This is a genomic window from Micromonospora sp. NPDC047812 (genome assembly GCF_040704175.1).
GTDB lineage: Bacteria > Actinomycetota > Actinomycetes > Mycobacteriales > Micromonosporaceae > Micromonospora.
On sequence record NZ_JBEYRY010000002.1, the window covers coordinates 1,299,884 to 1,318,369 of the forward strand.

Consider the following 18,486-nt stretch of genomic DNA (forward strand, 5'->3'; position numbering starts at 1 on the left):
CAACTAGTCCTGTTCGTCAGGCTCGTCGGCATTGCGAGCAATCGCCACGATAGTCACGCCATCCGGAAGGTCCATCAGCTTGACCCCCATTGTGTTCCGGTCACGCGTACGGCGTACAGGCTTCACCGGAGTCCGGATGACACCACCGTTGCTGGTGATCGCGAACAGCTCGTCGTCCGGGTCGATCACCACCGCGCCGACCAGACCACCGCGCCGCTCGGTGATCTTCGCAGTCAGCACGCCCTTACCTCCCCGGCCCTGCACGGGGTATTCCTCGATCGGGGTGCGTTTCGCGAATCCCCCGTTCGTGGCCACGAGGACGTCCAGCCCCTCGCGGACCACCTCCATGGCCAGCAGGACGTCGTCCTCGCTGAAGCGCATGCCGATGACGCCCGAGGTGGCCCGCCCCATCGGGCGCAGCGCCTCGTCGCTCGCGTTGAACCGGATCGCCTGCGCGTTCTTCGAGACCAGCAGCAGATCCTCCTCCGGCGCGACCAGCGCCGCCCCGACCAGCTCGTCCTCGTCGCGCAGGTTGATCGCGATGATGCCGCCGGACCGGGGGGAGTCGAACTCCTCGAGGCGAGTCTTCTTCACCAGGCCGTTCTTCGTGGCAAGTACCAGGTAGGGGGCCACCTGGTAGTTCGGAATCTCGATGATCTGCGCGATCTGCTCGTCGGGCTGGAACGCGAGCAGGTTGGCCACGTGCTGGCCCTTGGCCACCCTACTGGCCTCGGGAAGCTCGTACGCCTTCGCCCGGTAGACGCGCCCCTTGTTGGTGAAGAAGAGCATCCAGTCGTGCGTCGAGCATACGAAGAAGTGGCTGACGATGTCGTCCTGCCGGAGGGTCGCCCCGCTGACACCCTTGCCGCCGCGGCGCTGGGACCGGTAGAGGTCGACCTTGGTCCGCTTCGCGTAGCCCGTACGGGTGATGGTGACCACCACGTCCTCGCGGGCGATGAGGTCCTCCATGGAGACCTCGCCCTCGAACGGCACGATCTTGGTGCGCCGCTCGTCGCCCCACTTGGCGACGATCTCGCCAAGCTCCTCGGAGACGATCCTGCGCTGCCGCTCGGGCTTGGCGAGGATGTCCTTGAGGTCGGCGATCTCCAGCTCCAGCTTGGCCAGGTCGTCGAGGATCCGCTGCCGCTCCAGCGCGGCGAGCCGGCGCAGCTGCATGTCGAGGATCGCGGTCGCCTGGATCTCGTCGATCTCCAGCAGCCGGATCAGGCCCTGCCGGGCGTCCTCGACGGTGGGCGAGCGCCGGATCAGGGCGATCACCTCGTCTAGGGCGTCCAGGGCCTTGGACAGGCCGCGCAGGATGTGCGCCCGCTCCTCCGCCTTGCGTAGCCGGAACGCCGTCCGCCGGCGGATCACGTCGATCTGGTGCTCGACGTAGTAGCGGATGAACTGGGCCAGGTTCAGCGTGCGCGGCACCCCGTCGACCAGCGCCAGCATGTTGGCGCCGAAGGTCTCCTGGAGCTGGGTGTGCTTGTAGAGGTTGTTCAGCACCACCTTGGCGACCGCGTCGCGCTTGAGCACGAGCACGATCCGCATGCCCGTACGCCCGGAGGACTCGTCGCGGATGTCGGCGATGCCGGCGAGCTTGCCCTCCTTGATCAGCTCGGCGATCCGCTCGGCCAGGTTGTCCGGGTTCACCTGGTAGGGCAGCTCGCTGACGACCAGGCAGGGGCGGCCCCGCTTGTCCTCCTCGACCTCCACCACGGCCCGCATCCGGATCGACCCGCGCCCGGTGCGGTACGCGTCCTGGATCGCCTGCGTGCCCACGATCAGGCCGTGGGTGGGGAAGTCGGGCCCCTTGACGATCTCCAGCAGCGCGTCGAGGGTGGTGGCCTCGTCCTCCTCCGGGTGCTCCAGGCACCACTGCACGGCCGCGCCGATCTCACGCAGGTTGTGCGGCGGGATCTTGGTGGCCATGCCGACCGCGATGCCCTCCGAGCCGTTGACGAGGAGGTTCGGGATCCGCGACGGCAGGATGGTGGGCTCCTTGGCCCGGCCGTCGTAGTTGTCCTGGAGGTCGACGGTGTCCTCGTCGATGTCCCGCAGCATCTCCATCGCCAGCGGGTCGAGCTTGCACTCGGTGTTGTGGCTGACAAAGCCGTCCGAGACGAACGAGTGGTCGTCGGTGTCCACCCGGATGCTGTAGACCGGCTGGACCCCGGCGTCGACGACGTCGGCGACCTCGGCGTAGTAGAAGCGGCCGTCGACCAGCGGCTCGACCACGTCGAGCACCTCGGTCTCGGTGATCCGGGCCGCGATCTCGTCGCGGTCCCGCTCCCAGCGCTCGATGCGGTCGACGTTGTGCCGGCGGAGCCAGTCCCGCTCGGTCCAGCGCGTCGCGCCGTGCTCCCGGATGAAGTCACCCACCAGCGGCACGTGGTCACCGGAGAGCGCGGTGCTGGTCGCCGGGACCGATGCCAGCTCGGACTCCAGCTTGGCCTGCTTGCGGCCGAGGAAGCCGACGTGGGCGGCGAAGATCCGCGCGTCGCGACGGTTGGTCACCACGACCTTGATCTCGCCGTTGTCGTACCGGCACTGCCGGCTGACCACGCCGAACTCCAGCAGCAGCTGCTGGACCTCGCGGGCCAGCCGCTCGCTGCGGGTCGAGTACGAGACCTGGATGGTGTTGCGCGGCAGCAGCGACGAGGAGCCGTCGCCCTCGAACAGCGCCTGGAGGAAGGCCCGCTTGACCGCCGCCGGCCCCTGCCAGACGAACTCGGGCACGAACTTGGCGGCGCTGCGCGCCCCGACCAGCTCGCCGAGAAGGCTCTTCCGAAGGGCCGAGAGGTCCTGGACGTCGAGTTCGTGCAGCAGGCTGCCGGAGGCGATGGTGCGCTGGCTGACGTACCGCGGGCCGCCCACCGCCAGGTCGTAGGCCGCGAGGACCCGGACGAAGAACTCGCGGTCGACGTTGTTGAAACCCGCCCGGCCCTCCGAGACCCAGCCTTCGCTGACGAAGGCGCCGGCCAGCACGGCCGCCTCGACGTGCTCCAGCATCGGGTAGCCGATCTCGTCGGGCACCGTGCGCTGGAGCACCACCCGGTCGCCCGGGGAGATCTCGGCGAGCAGCTTCCACAGCAGGGTCGGCACGCCGGCCACGTCCACCAGGCAGAGCACCGGGTGGTTGTGGGTGCCGGTCAGCTCGTACCCCTCGCGGGTGCGCAGCCTCAGCGTCGGGTGCTCGCCGGAGTGGAAGAACTTCGAGGCGCGGACCAGGTCGCCGTTGCGGTCGCGGACCTTGAGGTCGATGTCCGTCTCGCTGCTCGGCGCCGCGTCGGGCACGATCTCACCGATTCGCACACTACCGCCGGCGGCGCGAATGCGGACATCTCCGGTCAGACAGTACCTCATCGCCGCAGCCGGATCATTTCCGGGCGAGCCGAAGTTGCCGTTGCCGTCGACCAGCGGGTAGCGCAGCGACCAGGGCTGCGCCATCCGGACCAGCGCGTCGTAGATCGCCGAGTCGCCGTGCGGGTGGAACTGACCCATCACGTCGCCGACCACGCGGGAGCACTTCACGTAGCCCCGGTCCGGCCGGTAGCCGGAGTCGAACATGGCGTAGAGGATCTTGCGGTGGACCGGCTTGAGCCCGTCCCGGACGTCCGGCAGCGCCCGCCCGACGATGACGCTCATCGCGTAGTCGAGGTAGGAGCGCTGCATCTCCACCTCGAGCCCGACCGGCTCGATGCGGTCGTGCGCGACGACTGCGGCGACGGTCTCGGGGAGCTCGGGCTCGTTGGGTGTGGACTCGGGGATATCGGTCACTGTTAACCCTTATCAGACTCAGAGTCGTTTTCGTGCTGTGGATAACGGCTGTGGATACCGGCCGCTCTGTGGATAACTCTGTGGATCGGCGGGCTGGCCGGTGGACGACCGGCCGGCCCGCCGGGACCCGTCAGATGTCCAGGAACCGGACGTCCTTGGCGTTGCGCTGGATGAACGAGCGGCGCGCCTCGACGTCCTCACCCATCAGCACGCTGAACAACTCGTCGGCGGTGGCCGCGTCGTCGAGCGTGACCTGACGCAGCGTACGCGTTGCCGGGTTCATCGTGGTCTCCCACAGTTCGGGGTAGTTCATCTCGCCGAGGCCCTTGAACCGCTGGATGTCGTCCGGCTTCGCGTTCGGCTTCTTCTGCTGGCGCAGCGCGATCAGGCCGTCCCGCTCGCGGTCCGAGTACGCGTACTGCGCGTCGTCGCCGCGCTTGTTCCACTTGATCTTGTAGAGCGGCGGGGCGGCCAGGTAGACGTGCCCCATCTCGACCAGCGGGCGCATGAAGCGGAAGAGCAGCGTGAGCAGCAGCGTCTGGATGTGCTGGCCGTCGACGTCGGCGTCGGCCATCAGCACCACCTTGTGGTAGCGCAGCTTCTCCATGTCGAAGTCGTCGTGGATGCCGGTGCCCAGCGCGGTGATCAGCGCCTGGACCTCGTTGTTCTTCAGCACCCGGTCGATCCGGGCCTTCTCCACGTTGAGGATCTTGCCGCGGATCGGCAGGATCGCCTGCGTCCGGGGGTCGCGGCCCTGCTTGGCCGAGCCGCCGGCCGAGTCGCCCTCGACGATGAAGACCTCGGACTCGCGCGGGTCGGTGGACTGGCAGTCGGCCAGCTTGCCCGGCATCGAGCCGGACTCCAGCAGGGACTTGCGCCGGGCCAGCTTGCGCGCCTGCTGCGCGGCGATCCGGGCCCGGGCGGCCTGGGACGCCTTCTGGATGATGATCTTCGCCTCGGCCGGATTGCGGTCGAACCAGTCGACCAGCCACTCGTTGCAGACCCGCTGCACGAAGCTCTTCACCGGGGTGTTGCCCAGCTTGGTCTTGGTCTGGCCCTCGAACTGCGGGTTGGCCAGCTTGACCGAGATGATCGCGGCCAGGCCCTCCCGGATGTCCTCGCCGGAGAGCTTCTCGTCGCCCTTGAGCAGCTTCTTGTCGGTGCCGTAGCGGTTGACGACGCTGGTCAGCGCGGCCCGGAAGCCCTCCTCGTGGGTGCCGCCCTCGTGCGTGTTGATGGTGTTGGCGAAGGTGTAGACCGACTCGCCGTACGACTCGTTCCACTGCATGGCGATCTCGACCGACATGCCCTCCTCCTCGGAGCCGAACTCGACCACGGTCTTGTGGATCGGGTTCTTCGAGGCGTTGAGGTGCCGGACGAAGTCGGCGATGCCGCCCTTGTAGCAGAAGGTGACCTCGCGCGGCTTGCCCTCCTCGCCCTCCGGGACCCGCTCGTCGAGCAGGTGGATGGTGAGACCCCGGTTGAGGAAGGCCATCTCCTGGAGCCGCCGGTAGATGGTCTGGAAGTCGAAGTCGACCGTCTCGAACACGTCGGCGTCGGGCCAGAAGGCCACCGCGGAGCCGGTGCGGTCGGTGGGCTCGCCCTTCTCCAGCGGGGTCGGCTTGGAGTTGTGGTACTGCTGCCGCCAGACGAAGCCGGACTTGTGAATCTCCACCGCCATCTTCGTGGAGAGGGCGTTCACCACGGAGACGCCGACGCCGTGCAGACCGCCGGAGACCGCGTACGCCTTGCCGTCGAACTTGCCGCCCGCGTGCAGCACGGTCAGCGCCACCTCGACACCCGGCTTCTTCAGCTTCGGGTGCAGGTCGACCGGGAAACCCCGGCCGTTGTCGGTGACCCGGACCCCGCCGTCGGCGAGCAGCACCACGTCGATGGTGTCGCAGTGGCCGGCCAGCGCCTCGTCCACCGCGTTGTCGACGACCTCCCACACCAGGTGGTGCAGACCGCGCTCACCGGTCGACCCGATGTACATACCGGGGCGCTTCCGGACCGCCTCCAGCCCTTCGAGAACGGTGATCGACCCGGCGCCGTACTCCTGCTTGTCCTGCGCTGCCACCCTCGGCCACTTTCTCGCGCCGTCCGCACCTGGTGGCGCGTCGGGCGCGGGTTCGGCGGACAGGACGCGACGTCGACGCGCAGACCGGCACCGGGGACAATTCCGGGGTACGGGTCGAACGCGCCGGTCGCCGCGGTTGCCCGCGGATCGCGATCGGCTCGACCCGACGTGGACAATGATCGCGGGCCCCGCTCCGGGCCCGTGACTCGTCGCTCCGCACCGGGTCTTCGTCTCAGGGTCAATCTTACTGTGCGCGGACGACAGAACCACCACTCGGCACCCCCTGCGAGAGGGCTGAGACCGACGTAGCCGGCCGAACCGCGCCGCCCGCGACTCCCCCTACACGCCAGGGGGCGATCGGGGGCGCCGCCGCCTGACGATCGGTGCCGGTCGGACGGCCGGGAACGCCACCGACGCCACGCCGTCGGCCCGGCCTTGATCTTTTCGGGCCGGAACCGGACGATCGAGCCGATACGAACTACCCGTGCTCTCGAAGAGGTGACGCCAGATGGGGCTGGACAACGTCGCGGTGCAGTGGCCGCGGACCGGCCGCTTCTACGACCCGGTCGCGCCGGCCGAGTTCGTCGACTTCGGCGACATCGTCGACATGCCCCGCATCTCCGCGCCGACCGCGGCGCTCGCCGAGCTGATCGCCAAGACCGGCACCGTGCGGGCGACCGCGTACACCGAACTGGTCGACCTCCTGCTCGGCCTGGAGGGTGTGCTCTACGCCACGGACGCGGCGGCCGAGGACGAGGATCCGGTGATCGATCCCGACGGCTGCGCCTGGGTCGCCGGCGGCATCGAGCGGTTCGTGGCGGGCCACCGCCCGTACGGCGAGGCCGTCACCTTCGACTCGGTGAGCCAGGTGCTGCGGTCGCTGCTCGCCGACGGGCGGCTGGCCGAGCAGCAGCTGCGCTGGCTCGACAGCCGCCTGGACGCGCTGCGCGACGAGAGCGGCGAGCCGCCGCAGTGGAACTTCACCTGCGCCGAGCTGGCGGTGCTGGCGGCGTTCTACCGGCGCTGCGCCGACCGCGGCTTCGCCGTCTACGCCGACGCCTGACCTCTTCCGGCGGCGGACCCGCCCGCGCGGTTGGCGGCGTCGATGACGCGGGTCAGCACGGCGTGCAGGTGGCGCAGGTCCTCGACCGGCATGCCGAGCCGTTCGACGATCGCGGGCGGGATCTGCTCGGCCCTCTCCCGCAGGGCCCGGCCGGCGGCGGTCAGCGTCACCGCGAGGCTCCGCTCGTCGGCGGGGTCCCGCTCGCGCCGGACGTAGCCGGCCGCCTCCAGCCGCTTGAGCAGGGGCGACAGTGTGCCCGGGTCGAGCTGGAGCAGGCGGCTGAGGTCGCGTACGGACAGCGGCGCGTGCTGCCAGAGCGCGAGCATCACCAGGTACTGCGGGTGGGTGAGCCCCATCGGCTCCAGCAGCGGCCGGTAGACGGCGACGACGCCGCGCGCGGCGACGGAGAGCGCGAAGCACACCTGCTGTTCCAGCGCCAGGGGATCCCCGTCGAGCTGGTCGGTCACGGGCGGGCCCTCCTCGTCGTCGTTGCGAGCGTACCAATGATTGGTGTACCAATGATTTGTACACCAAACGTTACCGTCGTTCCGGAGGCCAGGCGATGACCGACGAGAAGCCCACCCCGAAGGCCCCGGGCGAGGGCGGCCGCCTGATGGCCTGGGCGTTCCGGCGCTTCGCGGGCCCGCCGGAGGTCCAGGGAGCGGTGCAGGGCGGCTCGAACCACGCCCGGGAGGCGTGGAAGCGGGACCTGGAGCGGCGCAAGCAGTGGAGCCGCGAGCAGCGGGAACGCAAGCGCGCCGAGCGGGAGGCCCGACGCGAGGGTCGCTGACCGTCAGCCGTAGGTGTCCCGCGGGCCGCGGCCACGGACCCGGCGCGGGCCCTTCGACCAGGAGGGCGCGGCGGGGCCGTGGATGTGCAGCTTGCGCACCACGTTGTGGCCGACCTCGCTGGCGATCTGCTTCAGCAGCGAGGCGGCCAGCAGCCGCAGCTGGGTGGCCCACGCGGTCGAGCGGGCCTCCACGGTCAGCTCGCCGTCCTCCAGCTTCACCGGCCGGCTGTGCTGGGCCACCTCCGGGCCCACCACCCGCTCCCAGGCGCCGAACACCGTCGCCTCGGCCGCCGGCTGCTGCCAGCCGCGCGCCTTGACGAGCCGGTTGAGCACCGCGCCGAGCGGCTGCGGGTCGCGCGGGTCCGGCCCGGGGCCGGAGTAGCCGCGCAGGCGCCGCTGGCCGCCCTCGCCGTCGCCGCCACCCCCGCCGGGGGTACGCCGACGCGTCCGGGCCGCCGACTCCCGGCGGGCCCGCGCCGCGTCCAGCACGGCCCGCGCAAGCTCGGGGCCGCTCGCCCCGGCCGCGTCGCCGCCCGCCGCGCCGCCGGAGTCACCGCCGGTCGGTGCGCCGCCGCGGCCCGGGCCGAGCCGGGCCGGCGGAAGCTGCTCATCCGACACGTCGCACCGTCCCCTCGCCCACGGCGTACCGGGTGCCGCGCAGGGACACCGGGACGTCCTCGTCGACCGCGCAGGTCACCAGCAGCTGACTCGCCCCGCCGACCAGTTCCGCCAGCCGCTCCCGCCGCCCGGCGTCCAGCTCGGCGAAGACGTCGTCGAGCACCAGCACGGGCTCGATGCCGTCGGAACGCAGCAGGTCGTAGCCGGCGAGCCGCAGCGCCAGGGCGTACGACCAGGACTCGCCGTGGCTCGCGTACCCCTTGGCGGGCAGCGGGCCCAGCGTGAGCGCCAGCTCGTCGCGGTGCGGGCCGACCAGGGTGGTGCCCCGCTCCACCTCGGCGGCCCGGGACTCGACGAGCGCGGCGGTCAGCGCCGCCGCCAGTGTCTCCCGGTCGGTGGTGGGCTCCGCCAGCTCCACCGACGGCCGGTACGCGATCCCGGCGGCCCCCCGTCCCGCCGCCACCGCGTCGTACGCCTTCGTCACGTGCGGGCCCAGCGCCGCGACCAGTTCCAGCCGGCCGGCGAGCAGTTCGGCGCCGTGTCGGGCCAGGTGCGTGTCCCAGACCGCCAGGGTCGACAGGTCCCCGCCCCGCGACCCGCCCGTCTTGCGGGCCAGGTACGCGGTGCGCAGCAACGCGTTGCGCTGCTTGACCACCCGCTCGTAGTCGGCCCGCACCCCGGCGTACCGGGGCTGGCGGCTGACCAGCAGGTCGTCGAGGTAGCGGCGGCGCTCGGCCGGGTCGCCCCGGACGAGTTCCAGGTCCTCTGGGGCGAACAGCACGAGCCGCAGCGCGCCGAGCACGTCCCGCGCCCGTCGGGCCGGCGACCGCCCCAGCCGGGCCCGGTTGGCCTTGCCCGGCACGATCTCCAGCTCGATCAGCAGCTCGCGCCCCTCATGCACGACCGCGCAGCGGATCACCGCCGAGGAGGCGCCCATCCGGACGAGGGGGGCGTCCGTGGCGACCCGGTGCGAATCCAGGGTCGCCACGTAGCCCAGCGCCTCGACCAGGTTCGTCTTGCCGACGCCGTTGGCGCCGGTCAGGACGTTCGCCCCCGGCTCCAGGTCCACGCCGACCCGCTCGTACGAGCGGAAGTCGACCAGTTCGAGCCGGCGGACGTACACAGGCGCGTGGATTCCGGTCAGCGCTTGCGGACGGCGTGCCCGCCGAACTGCTGGCGCAGCGCGGCGACGGCCTTCATGGCGGGCGAGTCGTCCTGGCGGGAGGCGAAGCGGGCGAAGAGCGAGGCGGTGATCACGTTCAGCGGCACGGCCAGCCGGACCGCCTCGTCGACCGTCCACCGGCCCTCGCCCGTGTCCTCCGTGTAGCCGCTCAGCTCGGCCAGCTCCGGGTCCTCGTCGAGGGCCCGGTCCAGCAGGTCGAGCAGCCAGGAACGGACCACGGTGCCCTCGCGCCAGGACTTGAACACGCCCGGCACGTTGGTGACCAGCTCCGACTTGGCCATCAGCTCGTAGCCCTCGGCGTAGGCGTGCATCAGGCCGTACTCGATGCCGTTGTGCACCATCTTGGCGTAGTGCCCGGCGCCGACCGGCCCGGCGTGCACGAAGCCGAACTCACCCTCCGGCTTCAGCGACTCGAAGATCGGCATGAGCCGGTCGACGTGCTCCTGGGCGCCGCCGACCATCAGCGCGTAGCCGTTCTGCCGGCCCCAGACGCCGCCGGAGACGCCGGCGTCGAGGTAGCCGATGCCGCGCTCGTTGAGCCGCTCGGCGCGGGGCGCGTCGTCGCTGAAGCGGGAGTTGCCACCGTCGATGATGATGTCGCCCTCGCCGAGGACGTCGGCGAGTTCGTCGATGGTCGCGTCGGTGACGCCGGCGGGGACCATGACCCAGATCGCGCGGGGCGACTCCAGCTTCTCCGCCAGCTCCGCCAGGGTCGCGACATCGCTCAGCTCCGCGTTGTGGTCGAAGCCGACCACCTCGTGCCCGGCGGCGCGCAACCGCTCGCGCATGTTGCCGCCCATCCGGCCGAGCCCTACCAGGCCGAGCTGCATGTGTTCCTACCTCCGTGCGTCGGGGTCTTCTCGGGGTGCGATCAGCGGGAGACGCGGATCGGCATGATGAGGTACCGGTACCCGGGGATGACCTCGCCATCCTCACCGGCGGGCGAAATCACCGCGGGCTTGAAGGCATCGACGAACGAGAGCACGGCGAACTGGGCCCCCAGGTTGGTCAGGCCGTCGATCAGGTACTGGGGGTTGAAGCCGATGGTCAGCGGGTCGCCGGTGAAGGTGGCCTCCATGGCCTCGCTGGCCCGCGCCTCCTCGGTGCCTCCGGCCTCGACCACCAGGCCGTCGGTGCTGAAGCTGAGCAGCACCGGGGTGGTCCGCTCGGCCACCAGGGCGACCCGCTTCACGACCTCGATCAGGGTGCTGACGGGCACCCGCGTCTCGGCGTTGTGGGTGGCCGGGAAGAGCGAGCGCACCGGCGGGTAGTTCGCCCCGTCGAGCAGGCGGCTGGTGGTGCGCCGGGTGCCGCCGGCGAAGCCGATCATCCCCTCGCCGGCCGCACCCTGGGAAAGCGCCATGATGACCTGGCCACCGATCGGGCCGAGGGCCTTGGCGGTGTCGTGCAGGGTCCGGGCCGGCACGAGGGCGTTGACGCTCACCTCGGGGTCGTCCGGGTTCCACTCCATCTCGCGCAGGGCCAGCCGGTAGCGGTCGGTGGCGAGCATGGCCAGCGTGCCGCCGGAGAGCTCGATGCGTACGCCGGTCATCATCGGCAGCGTCTCGTCGCGCCCGGCGGCGACGGCGACCTGCGCGACCGCGGCGGCGAAGGCGGCGGCGTCGACGGTGCCGGTGCTCTCCGGCATCTCCGGCAGGGACGGGTAGTCCTCGACCGGCATGGTGGGCAGGGTGAACCGGGCGCTGCCGCAGACCAGCTCGAGGTGGGCGCCGACGGCGGCGATGTCCACCGGCTTGGCGGGCAGCGCCTTGGTGATCTCGGCCAGCAGCCGGCCGGAGACGAGGGCGGCGCCGTCGGCGTCCCCCTGCACCTCGACGGTCACCTGGCTGGAGACCTCGTAGTCGAAGCCCGAGACCTGCAGGTTGCCGTCGGTGACGCGCAGCATCACGCCGGCGAGCACCGGTACGGACGGCCGGTTGGGCAGGCTCTTCGCGGTCCAGGCCACGGCCTCGGCGAGCGCGTCGCGCTCCACTCGGAACTTCATCAATGCCTCCGCGTCGACGTCAGCGACAACTCTCTCATGCCGACCGCTGCGTACCGACCCGCCTGTCCGTGCGGGTACCCATCGCACCTTATGGCGCGCGGGCATCGGCCGTGCGTCCGACCCCGTGGATCCAGGTGCCGGGGCGACCGCCGACGGCGGCGCACGGCCCGATCCACAGGAAGTCCAACGGTGATGATTGGTTTTTGTTCTCTTAGAAGAGATAACTCGTCATCTTCATCGCACCTGTGCAAACTGTGGAGAACCCGCGTCTGCGCAGCTCAGACACGTTATCCACCGGTGGTTTACCTGTGGAGAACCCGGGGTACAACTCGCCTCCCGGTCCACAGGCGGCCGGCACCCCCAGGTTGTCCACCGTTATCCACCGGTTATCCACCGGTAATCCACCGACTTTCTCCCCAGACCTGTGGACAGGCGGAAGCCGTACGGACGGCGTCATCCCCAGAACCTTCAACAGGTTCCCCACAGGTCGACCGTCGTCGGTGGACAACCACCGGGTTGTCCCCAGGCGTCCACAGGCTCGTCCCCAGGGTTTGTCCACAACCTGTGGGTAACCAGGGGGTGGACGGACGGTAGTTTTCCACAGGCGGTGGACAACGAGATGTGGACAACGATCGGGACGGTGGACGGTCACGGCTCAGATGCTGTGGCCTGGACCATGTCGAGGGTCAAGCCGGGCCGGCTGTGGAGAACGAAAAAGCGCCCGACCGGTGGTCCGGTCGGGCGCGTCCGTCGTCCGCCTGGCGCGGTGGGCGGACACGACGGCTTCGGTTCGGCGCGTACGACGCCGCGTCGCGAGCTGAGGCCGTCGCTCAGGTGTTCTGCTTGATCCGGTTGGTCAGCTCCGCGATCTGGTTGTAGAGCGACCGACGCTCGGCCATCTGCTGGCGGATCTTGCGGTCGGCGTGCATCACGGTCGTGTGGTCACGGCCGCCGAAGGCCTGTCCGATCCGGGGCAGCGACAGGTCCGTCAGCTCCCGGCACAGGTACATGGCCACCTGACGGGCGTTCACCAGCACCCGGGAGCGGGAGTGGCCGCGCAGGTCCTCCAGGCTCACCCCGAAGTAGTCGGCGGTGGAGACCATGATCTGGTCGGCGGTGATCTCCGGCCCGGCGCCGTCCGGGATGAAGTCCCGCAGCACCTCCTCGGCCAGCGCCAGCTCGACCGTGGAGCGGGTCAGGCTGGCGAACGCCGTCACCCGGATCAGCGCGCCCTCCAACTCCCGGATCGAGTTCGACACCCGCGAGGCGATGAACTCCAGCACGTCCGGCGGGGCGTAGAGGCGCTCCTGCGCCGCCTTCTTCTGCAGGATCGCGATCCGGGTCTCCAGGTCCGGCGGCTGGATGTCGGCGAGCAGCCCCCACTCGAAGCGGGTACGCAGCCGGTCCTCCAGGGTCGCGAGCTGCTTCGGCGACCGGTCGGAGGTGATCACGATCTGCTTGTTGGCGTTGTGCAGGGTGTTGAACGTGTGGAAGAACTCCTCCTGCGTACGCTCGCGGTTCTCCAGGAACTGGATGTCGTCGATCAGCAGGATGTCGACGTCGCGGTAGCGCCGCTGGAACGCACTGGTCTTGTCGTCCCGCAGCGAGTTGATGAAGTCGTTGGTGAACTCCTCGGTCGAGACGTACCGGACCGAGCGCGCGTTGCCCAGCGTCGTGGCGTAGTGCCCGATGGCGTGCAGCAGGTGCGTCTTGCCCAGCCCCGAGCTGCCGTAGATGAACAGCGGGTTGTACGCCTTCGCCGGCGACTCGGCGACCGCGACGCTCGCCGCGTGGGCGAAGCGGTTGGACGAGCCGATGACGAACGTCTCGAACATGTACTTCGGGTTGAGCCGGTTGCCCCCGCCGTCGGCGCCGGGCATGCGGCGGTCGTCCCGGCCACCGGGCCGGTGATCCGCGCCACTTCGTCCGGGCCCGTTGTCGGTGCCGGTGTCGCGGGGCAGGGCCCGGATCACGTGCTGGTCCCGGGGGGAGACGGCGTCCTCGCGGTAGCGCGGCTCGTACCCCCGGTTGTCGGCGGCCGGCGGGTCCAGCCGGGCGGCCTGCTCGTCGTAGCCCCGGCGCTCGGACGGGTGCCGCGGCGGCGCCGACCGGTCGGGGCGCGGCGGCTCGGCGAAGGCGGTGCTGAACAGGGCCTCCTGCCCGCCACGGTCGCCCGGCCGGTGCCCGTCGTCGCCGGGCGTGGGCGACGACGCGTCGGGCCGGCGCTGCGGGTGCGCCTGCTCGGGGATGAGCGGCGGCTGCGCGGCGTCGTGGGCCCCGCCGTCGCGCTGCCCGGCCATCCCGTCGTAGTCGGCGTCGGCGTAGCCGCGCGGCCCGCCGTCGTGGTCGGCCGGCCCCGGCTCGGGAACACTGCGGTAGACGGTGCCCGCCGGGCGGCCGGAGCCGTCCTCGGGCAGGCGTACGGTCACCGCGACCTGGATCGGCCGGCCCAGCCGGCGGGTGAGCGCATCCGTGATCGCCGGGCGCAGGCGGGACTCGATCACGTCCCGGGTGAAGGCGTCCGGGACGGAGAGCAGCGCCGTGTCCTCGACGATGGCCCGCAGCCGGGTCAGCCGCAGGTACGCCCGCTGCTGCGCGGAGATGATCTCGTCGGCGAGTTCGTCGGTCGTCGCTGTCCACACCGCGGCAAGGTCGGTCGTACCGGTCACCGTCGTGCCACCCCCTCGCCTCTGCTCCGCCGACGCCGCCGTCTTCTCCGGTCGGCCGTCCCGGGCCCGCCGCGTACGCGCGGGTGGAACGACACCCACCGGACGGCCGACCGGTCCTCGTCCACAAGTTATCCACAGCCTGTGTACGCACCGATTGTGGCCGCCCGCCGGACGCGGGTCGGACCTGCCCCCTGCCTGAACGGGCGCTGAAGCGGGTTCACCGTGCCGAACGATTCACTACCTTGTCCGGTCTTGCCCGCCGGCGACGACCGGACCTTTCGACGCTGACCGCAATCGGGCACGGTAACAGCGTTGTCGGCGCGCCATCAACCGCCGACGCGCGGCGACCCTTGCCGACATCAGCGAAAACCGTCGCTTCGGTCGCCGGGAAGGCCCGGTGTCCGCCCTGCTGAGGGTGTTTGACGGTGGTTGCCGCCCTGCGTAGGCTGGAATGGCTGCTCTCTCGCCCTCTGCTAGGGTGTTAGGTGCTTGCTGTCCGCGGTCGCTTCCCCGCATCGCCGAGGTCCCGCGCCACCGGGCAGCACCGATCGGGGGCCACCGCCGAGGTGGCCTGGACCACCACACGATCCCGGCGACCCCTCGCCCGGGGCGTACGAAAACGGAGAGCCTGACGTGAGCAAGCGCACCTACCAGCCGAACAACCGCCGGCGCGCGAAGACCCACGGCTTCCGGCTGCGCATGCGCACCCGTGCCGGCCGCGCCATCCTTTCGACCCGTCGCTCCAAGGGCCGCGCCCGCCTGTCGGCCTGAGGCCGACCGGTCAGGTCCGGGGGACGTGGGCAGTCGTGCTGGCGGCCGCACAGCGACTGCGGCGCAGCACTGACTTCGCCGCAGCGGTCCGGGGTGGTCGACGCGCCGGCCGTGGCGCGGTCGTCGTCCACCTGAGCCTGCCGACAACCCCCGACGCCGCGACAGCAACCTCGCCGGAGCCGGCGCGGAGCAGCGGTACGGAGCAACCCTCCGCACCTGCCCGCGCCGGCTTCGTCGTGTCCAAGGCCGTCGGGAACGCCGTGGTCCGCAACCGGGTCCGGCGTCGCCTGCGACACCTGGTCCGCGAGCGGCTGGCCGGTCTGCCCGCGGGAAGCACCCTGGTCGTACGCGCGCAGCCCGCCGCGGCCGACGCCTCGTACCCGCGACTCGGCGCCGACCTGGACGCGGCGATCGTCGCCGCGAAGGCGCCCCGCGGGCGGCGGTCCCGGTGACCACGGGACCGGCCGGGCCCCGGCCGACGACGATCGGTGCCCGGGTGCTGAGCGGGCCCGTCATCGCGTACCGTCGGTGGATAAGTCCGGCTCTGCCGGCCCGCTGTCGGTTCTACCCGTCGTGCAGCGCCTACGCCCTGGAGGCGGTGGCGGTGCACGGCGCGATCCGGGGAGCTGGCCTGACGGCCCGGCGGCTGTTGCGCTGCCACCCCTTTCACCCAGGTGGACACGACCCGGTGCCGAAGCCGGGCGGCCGCCGCCGCGCCGATGTGACTGGAGCCTGAGAATTGAGTCTGGACTGGATCTACTACGCGATTTCGTGGATCCTGCTGGTCTGGCACGGGGCCTGGGACTTCGTCGGGGTGCCGGATCCGGCGGTGATCGGCACCAACTGGGCCTGGATCCTCGCCATCATCTTCCTGGTGGTCACCGTCCGGGTGATCCTCTTCCCCGTCTTCGTCAAGCAGATCAAGTCGCAGCGGGCGATGCAGGCGCTCCAGCCGCAGGTGAAGGCCCTGCAGGAGAAGCATAAGGGTGACCGGGAGACGCTCCAGAAAGAGATGATGGAGCTCTACCGGAAGGAAAAGGCCAACCCGCTCATGGGCTGCCTTCCGATGTTCCTCCAGATCCCCGTCTTCCTGGGCCTCTTCCACGTGCTCCGTCGGCTCAACCCGGACAAGAGCGAGGCCGGGAAGACCCTCTACGGCTGGACGATCAGCCAGTTCGAGAGCGCCTCGTCCGCGAAGCTCTTCACCGCCCCGATCGCCGGCAAGTTCGGCTCCACCGCCGAGGAACTGGCGCGGCTCGGCGCCAACGGCACCACCGTGAAGATCATCGCCGGCATCCTCGTCCTGGTGATGATGGGCACCACGTACCTCACCAGCCGCCAGATGATTCTCAAGACCGGCTGGGCCGAGGACCCGCAGCAGCGGATGATCCAGAAGCTGATGCTCTACGGCATCCCGCTGTCGCTGCTCATCTCCGGTGCCATCTTCCCCATCGGTGTGATCATCTACTGGGTCACGAACAACCTCTTCACCCTGGCGCAGCAGCAGTGGGTGCTGCGGAAGTTCCCGCCGCCGCCCACCATGGGCAAGCCGGGCACCTCGGCCCGCAACCCGGTGCAGCCGGCGAAGACGGGCGGCCTGCTGGGCCGCGCCAAGTCGGCCCCGCCGGCCCCGGCCAAGCCGACCGCGCCGAAGGTCGCCGGGCCCAAGCCGGGCGCCAAGCCGGTCAACCCCAAGAAGGGCCCCGCCAAGCGGCAGGGCTGAGGACATCCGGGCCGCCGTCGGGAGACCGGCGGCGGCCCGTTCCGCACCGTGCAGCCGCCGTACGGCCGGCGCCGGGCGGAACCGCCGCGCGCGGCGCGGCCACGGGCGAGACTGCCCGTACGACAGACGTGCCCGGGGGGCACCGGCGACCTCCCGCCGGCCCCGGGAAACCAGCGGACCCGACGGTCCGGCCGAGCGAGTACGGAGATGAGACCGTGACCGACACCAGCACCCCCCGCGCCGACGAGTCCCTGGACGAGGAGGGGACCGAGCCGACCGCGGTGAACGGCGAGACCGAGGAGACCGACGAGGAGTCGGGCACCCGGGAGAAGAAGGCCGTCGGCGAGAGCGAGCTGTTCCGGCAGAGCGAGATCGCGGCCGACTACGTCGAGGGCCTGCTCGACATCCTCGACTACGACGGCGACATCGACGAGCTGGTCTCCGGCGGTCGCCCCGTCGTCGAGGTGGTCGGCGGCCGGCTGCAGAACCTCGTCGGCCAGCGCGGCGCCACCCTGGAGGCGCTCCAGGAACTCGCCCGGCTGGCCGTCTTCCGGCAGACCGGCACCCCGAGCCGGCTGCTGCTCGACGTCGGCGGCTACCGGGCGACCCGTCGCAAGGAACTTGCCGCCGTCGCCAAGAACGCCGTGGAGAAGGTCAAGGAGTACGGCGAGCCCGTGCGCCTGGAGCCGATGTCCGCGTTCGAGCGCAAGTGCGTGCACGACGTGGTCAACGCCATGAGCGGCGTGGAGAGCGAGTCCGAGGGCGTCGAGCCGAACCGGCGCATCATCGTCCGGCCGGCGGACTGACCGGGTGACCCACGACGACACCACGGCCGGTGCCGTGGACGGCCCGGGTGGCACGCCGCCCGGGCCGTCGCCTGTCCGGCCCGAGCCGACCGTGACCCCCGACACCGCGCCGTCGATCGACGCCGCCGAGAGCGCACCGCCCTTGGCGGGTGCCCCTGAGGGCGCGTCTCCGACCGACGCTTCCGAGGACGGGCCGCCCTCGGCCGTTGCCCCTGGGGGCGCGTCCGCGACCGTGGCGGTGCTGCCGCCGGAGTTGGCCGGTGCGGCGCGCACCCTCTTCGGCGACCGCATCGACCTGGCCGCCGCGTACGCCGAACTGCTCGCCACCGACGGCGTGGTCCGCGGCCTGATCGGCCCGCGCGAGGCGCCCCGGATCTGGGATCGCCACCTGCTCAACTGCGCGGCGGTGGCCGAGCGCATCCCGGAGGGCTCGACGGTGCTCGACGTCGGTTCCGGGGCCGGCCTGCCCGGCCTGGTGCTGGCCATCGCCCGGCCCGACCTGACGGTGACCCTGATCGAACCGCTCTCCCGGCGCACCTCCTTCCTTATCGAGGCGGTGCAGCACCTCGGGCTGGCGAAGATGGTCCGGGTCTTCCGGGGGCGCGCCGACGAGGCGGCGACCGGGGCGACGGGCGTTGGTCCGTTGAGCGGGGACGTGGTCACCGCGCGCGCCGTCGCACCGCTGGACCGGCTCTCGACGTGGTGCCTGCCGCTGGCCGTGCCCGGCGGTCGACTGATCGCCCTCAAGGGGGCGTCCGCCGCCGAGGAGATTGCCGAGCACGCGCAGACCGTGGCCCGACTCGGTGGCGGTGAGCCCGAGGTGCACCGTTGCGGTGAGGGAGTGATCGATCCGCCGACGACGGTCGTGGAGATCGTGCGGGAGCGGGTGGTTGGGCCGGCCCGGCCGAAGGCCGCGAAGAGGTCGCGCGGCGGCCGGTCCCGGCGGCGTTGAGTCCCTCTCGGACACCGCGCGGGATCTCCGCCTACCGGCTTCCCGG

General features: G+C 71.2%; 16 protein-coding genes. 8 read left to right on the plus strand and 8 right to left on the minus strand.

The annotated features are described in order from the left end of the window. Nucleotides 1-3: 3 nt before the first annotated feature. Nucleotides 4-3,783 (minus strand): intein-containing DNA gyrase subunit A, encoded by a 3,780-nt coding sequence (gene gyrA / locus AB0883_RS13905; protein ID WP_366641495.1) that lies wholly within the window; start codon nucleotides 3,781-3,783, stop codon nucleotides 4-6. A 130-nt stretch (nucleotides 3,784-3,913) separates the two neighbouring features. Next, a complete protein-coding gene (gene gyrB, locus AB0883_RS13910; protein ID WP_366641496.1) occupies nucleotides 3,914-5,860 on the minus strand; it encodes a DNA topoisomerase (ATP-hydrolyzing) subunit B in 1,947 nt (648 codons plus the stop codon). Nucleotides 5,861-6,368: 508 nt separating this feature from the next. Between gyrB and AB0883_RS13915 the strand changes: the two genes are divergently transcribed. Further along, on the plus strand, nucleotides 6,369-6,923 hold the full coding sequence (locus AB0883_RS13915; protein ID WP_366641497.1) for a hypothetical protein: 555 nt from the start codon (nucleotides 6,369-6,371) through the stop codon (nucleotides 6,921-6,923). Here the strand turns inward: AB0883_RS13915 and AB0883_RS13920 are convergent. Continuing rightward, the gene (locus AB0883_RS13920) at nucleotides 6,908-7,390 is read right to left on the minus strand and encodes a MarR family transcriptional regulator (protein ID WP_121397395.1); all 483 of its coding nucleotides are present in this window, start codon (nucleotides 7,388-7,390) and stop codon (nucleotides 6,908-6,910) included. The two genes, AB0883_RS13915 and AB0883_RS13920, sit on opposite strands and share 16 nt — an antisense overlap. A gap of 95 nt (nucleotides 7,391-7,485) precedes the next feature. Between AB0883_RS13920 and AB0883_RS13925 the strand changes: the two genes are divergently transcribed. After that, entirely contained in the window at nucleotides 7,486-7,713 is a 228-nt protein-coding gene (locus AB0883_RS13925) for a hypothetical protein (protein WP_121397396.1), read from the plus strand. Nucleotides 7,714-7,716: 3 nt separating this feature from the next. Here the strand turns inward: AB0883_RS13925 and AB0883_RS13930 are convergent, their stop codons facing one another. The 5 genes from AB0883_RS13930 to dnaA form a co-directional block, all read right to left on the minus strand. Beyond that, nucleotides 7,717-8,331: a DciA family protein gene (locus AB0883_RS13930; protein WP_366641498.1), complete on the minus strand. Its 615-nt coding sequence runs from the start codon at nucleotides 8,329-8,331 to the stop codon at nucleotides 7,717-7,719. Next, nucleotides 8,321-9,454: a DNA replication/repair protein RecF gene (recF, locus tag AB0883_RS13935; protein WP_366641499.1), complete on the minus strand. Its 1,134-nt coding sequence runs from the start codon at nucleotides 9,452-9,454 to the stop codon at nucleotides 8,321-8,323. The genes AB0883_RS13930 and recF overlap by 11 nt, the downstream gene beginning before the upstream one ends. A gap of 17 nt (nucleotides 9,455-9,471) precedes the next feature. Next, nucleotides 9,472-10,344 (minus strand): phosphogluconate dehydrogenase (NAD(+)-dependent, decarboxylating), encoded by an 873-nt coding sequence (gene gnd, locus AB0883_RS13940; protein ID WP_366641500.1) that lies wholly within the window; start codon nucleotides 10,342-10,344, stop codon nucleotides 9,472-9,474. Between the two features lie 41 nt (nucleotides 10,345-10,385). Continuing rightward, a complete protein-coding gene (dnaN, locus tag AB0883_RS13945) occupies nucleotides 10,386-11,519 on the minus strand; it encodes a DNA polymerase III subunit beta (RefSeq protein WP_366641501.1) in 1,134 nt (377 codons plus the stop codon). An 830-nt stretch (nucleotides 11,520-12,349) separates the two neighbouring features. Next, nucleotides 12,350-14,188: a chromosomal replication initiator protein DnaA gene (dnaA, locus tag AB0883_RS13950; protein WP_366641502.1), complete on the minus strand. Its 1,839-nt coding sequence runs from the start codon at nucleotides 14,186-14,188 to the stop codon at nucleotides 12,350-12,352. Nucleotides 14,189-14,821: 633 nt separating this feature from the next. Between dnaA and rpmH the strand changes: the two genes are divergently transcribed. The 6 genes from rpmH (at nucleotide 14,822) to rsmG (ending at nucleotide 18,440) form a co-directional block, all read left to right on the plus strand. Continuing rightward, the gene (gene rpmH, locus AB0883_RS13955) at nucleotides 14,822-14,959 is read left to right on the plus strand and encodes a 50S ribosomal protein L34 (protein WP_089002791.1); all 138 of its coding nucleotides are present in this window, start codon (nucleotides 14,822-14,824) and stop codon (nucleotides 14,957-14,959) included. 35 nt (nucleotides 14,960-14,994) lie between these two features. Continuing rightward, nucleotides 14,995-15,411 (plus strand): ribonuclease P protein component, encoded by a 417-nt coding sequence (gene rnpA, locus AB0883_RS13960; RefSeq protein WP_366641503.1) that lies wholly within the window; start codon nucleotides 14,995-14,997, stop codon nucleotides 15,409-15,411. Between the two features lie 44 nt (nucleotides 15,412-15,455). After that, nucleotides 15,456-15,695, plus strand: coding sequence for a membrane protein insertion efficiency factor YidD (yidD, locus tag AB0883_RS13965; protein ID WP_207914193.1), 240 nt, complete (start codon nucleotides 15,456-15,458; stop codon nucleotides 15,693-15,695). Between the two features lie 3 nt (nucleotides 15,696-15,698). Beyond that, complete coding sequence (gene yidC, locus AB0883_RS13970) at nucleotides 15,699-16,682, plus strand: membrane protein insertase YidC (protein ID WP_366641504.1); 984 nt, start codon at nucleotides 15,699-15,701, stop codon at nucleotides 16,680-16,682. A gap of 215 nt (nucleotides 16,683-16,897) precedes the next feature. Further along, entirely contained in the window at nucleotides 16,898-17,488 is a 591-nt protein-coding gene (locus tag AB0883_RS13975) for a R3H domain-containing nucleic acid-binding protein (RefSeq protein WP_121397405.1), read from the plus strand. A gap of 232 nt (nucleotides 17,489-17,720) precedes the next feature. Then, nucleotides 17,721-18,440, plus strand: a complete 720-nt coding sequence (gene rsmG, locus AB0883_RS13980) for a 16S rRNA (guanine(527)-N(7))-methyltransferase RsmG (RefSeq protein ID WP_366641505.1) — start codon at nucleotides 17,721-17,723, stop codon at nucleotides 18,438-18,440. Nucleotides 18,441-18,486 lie beyond the last annotated feature (46 nt).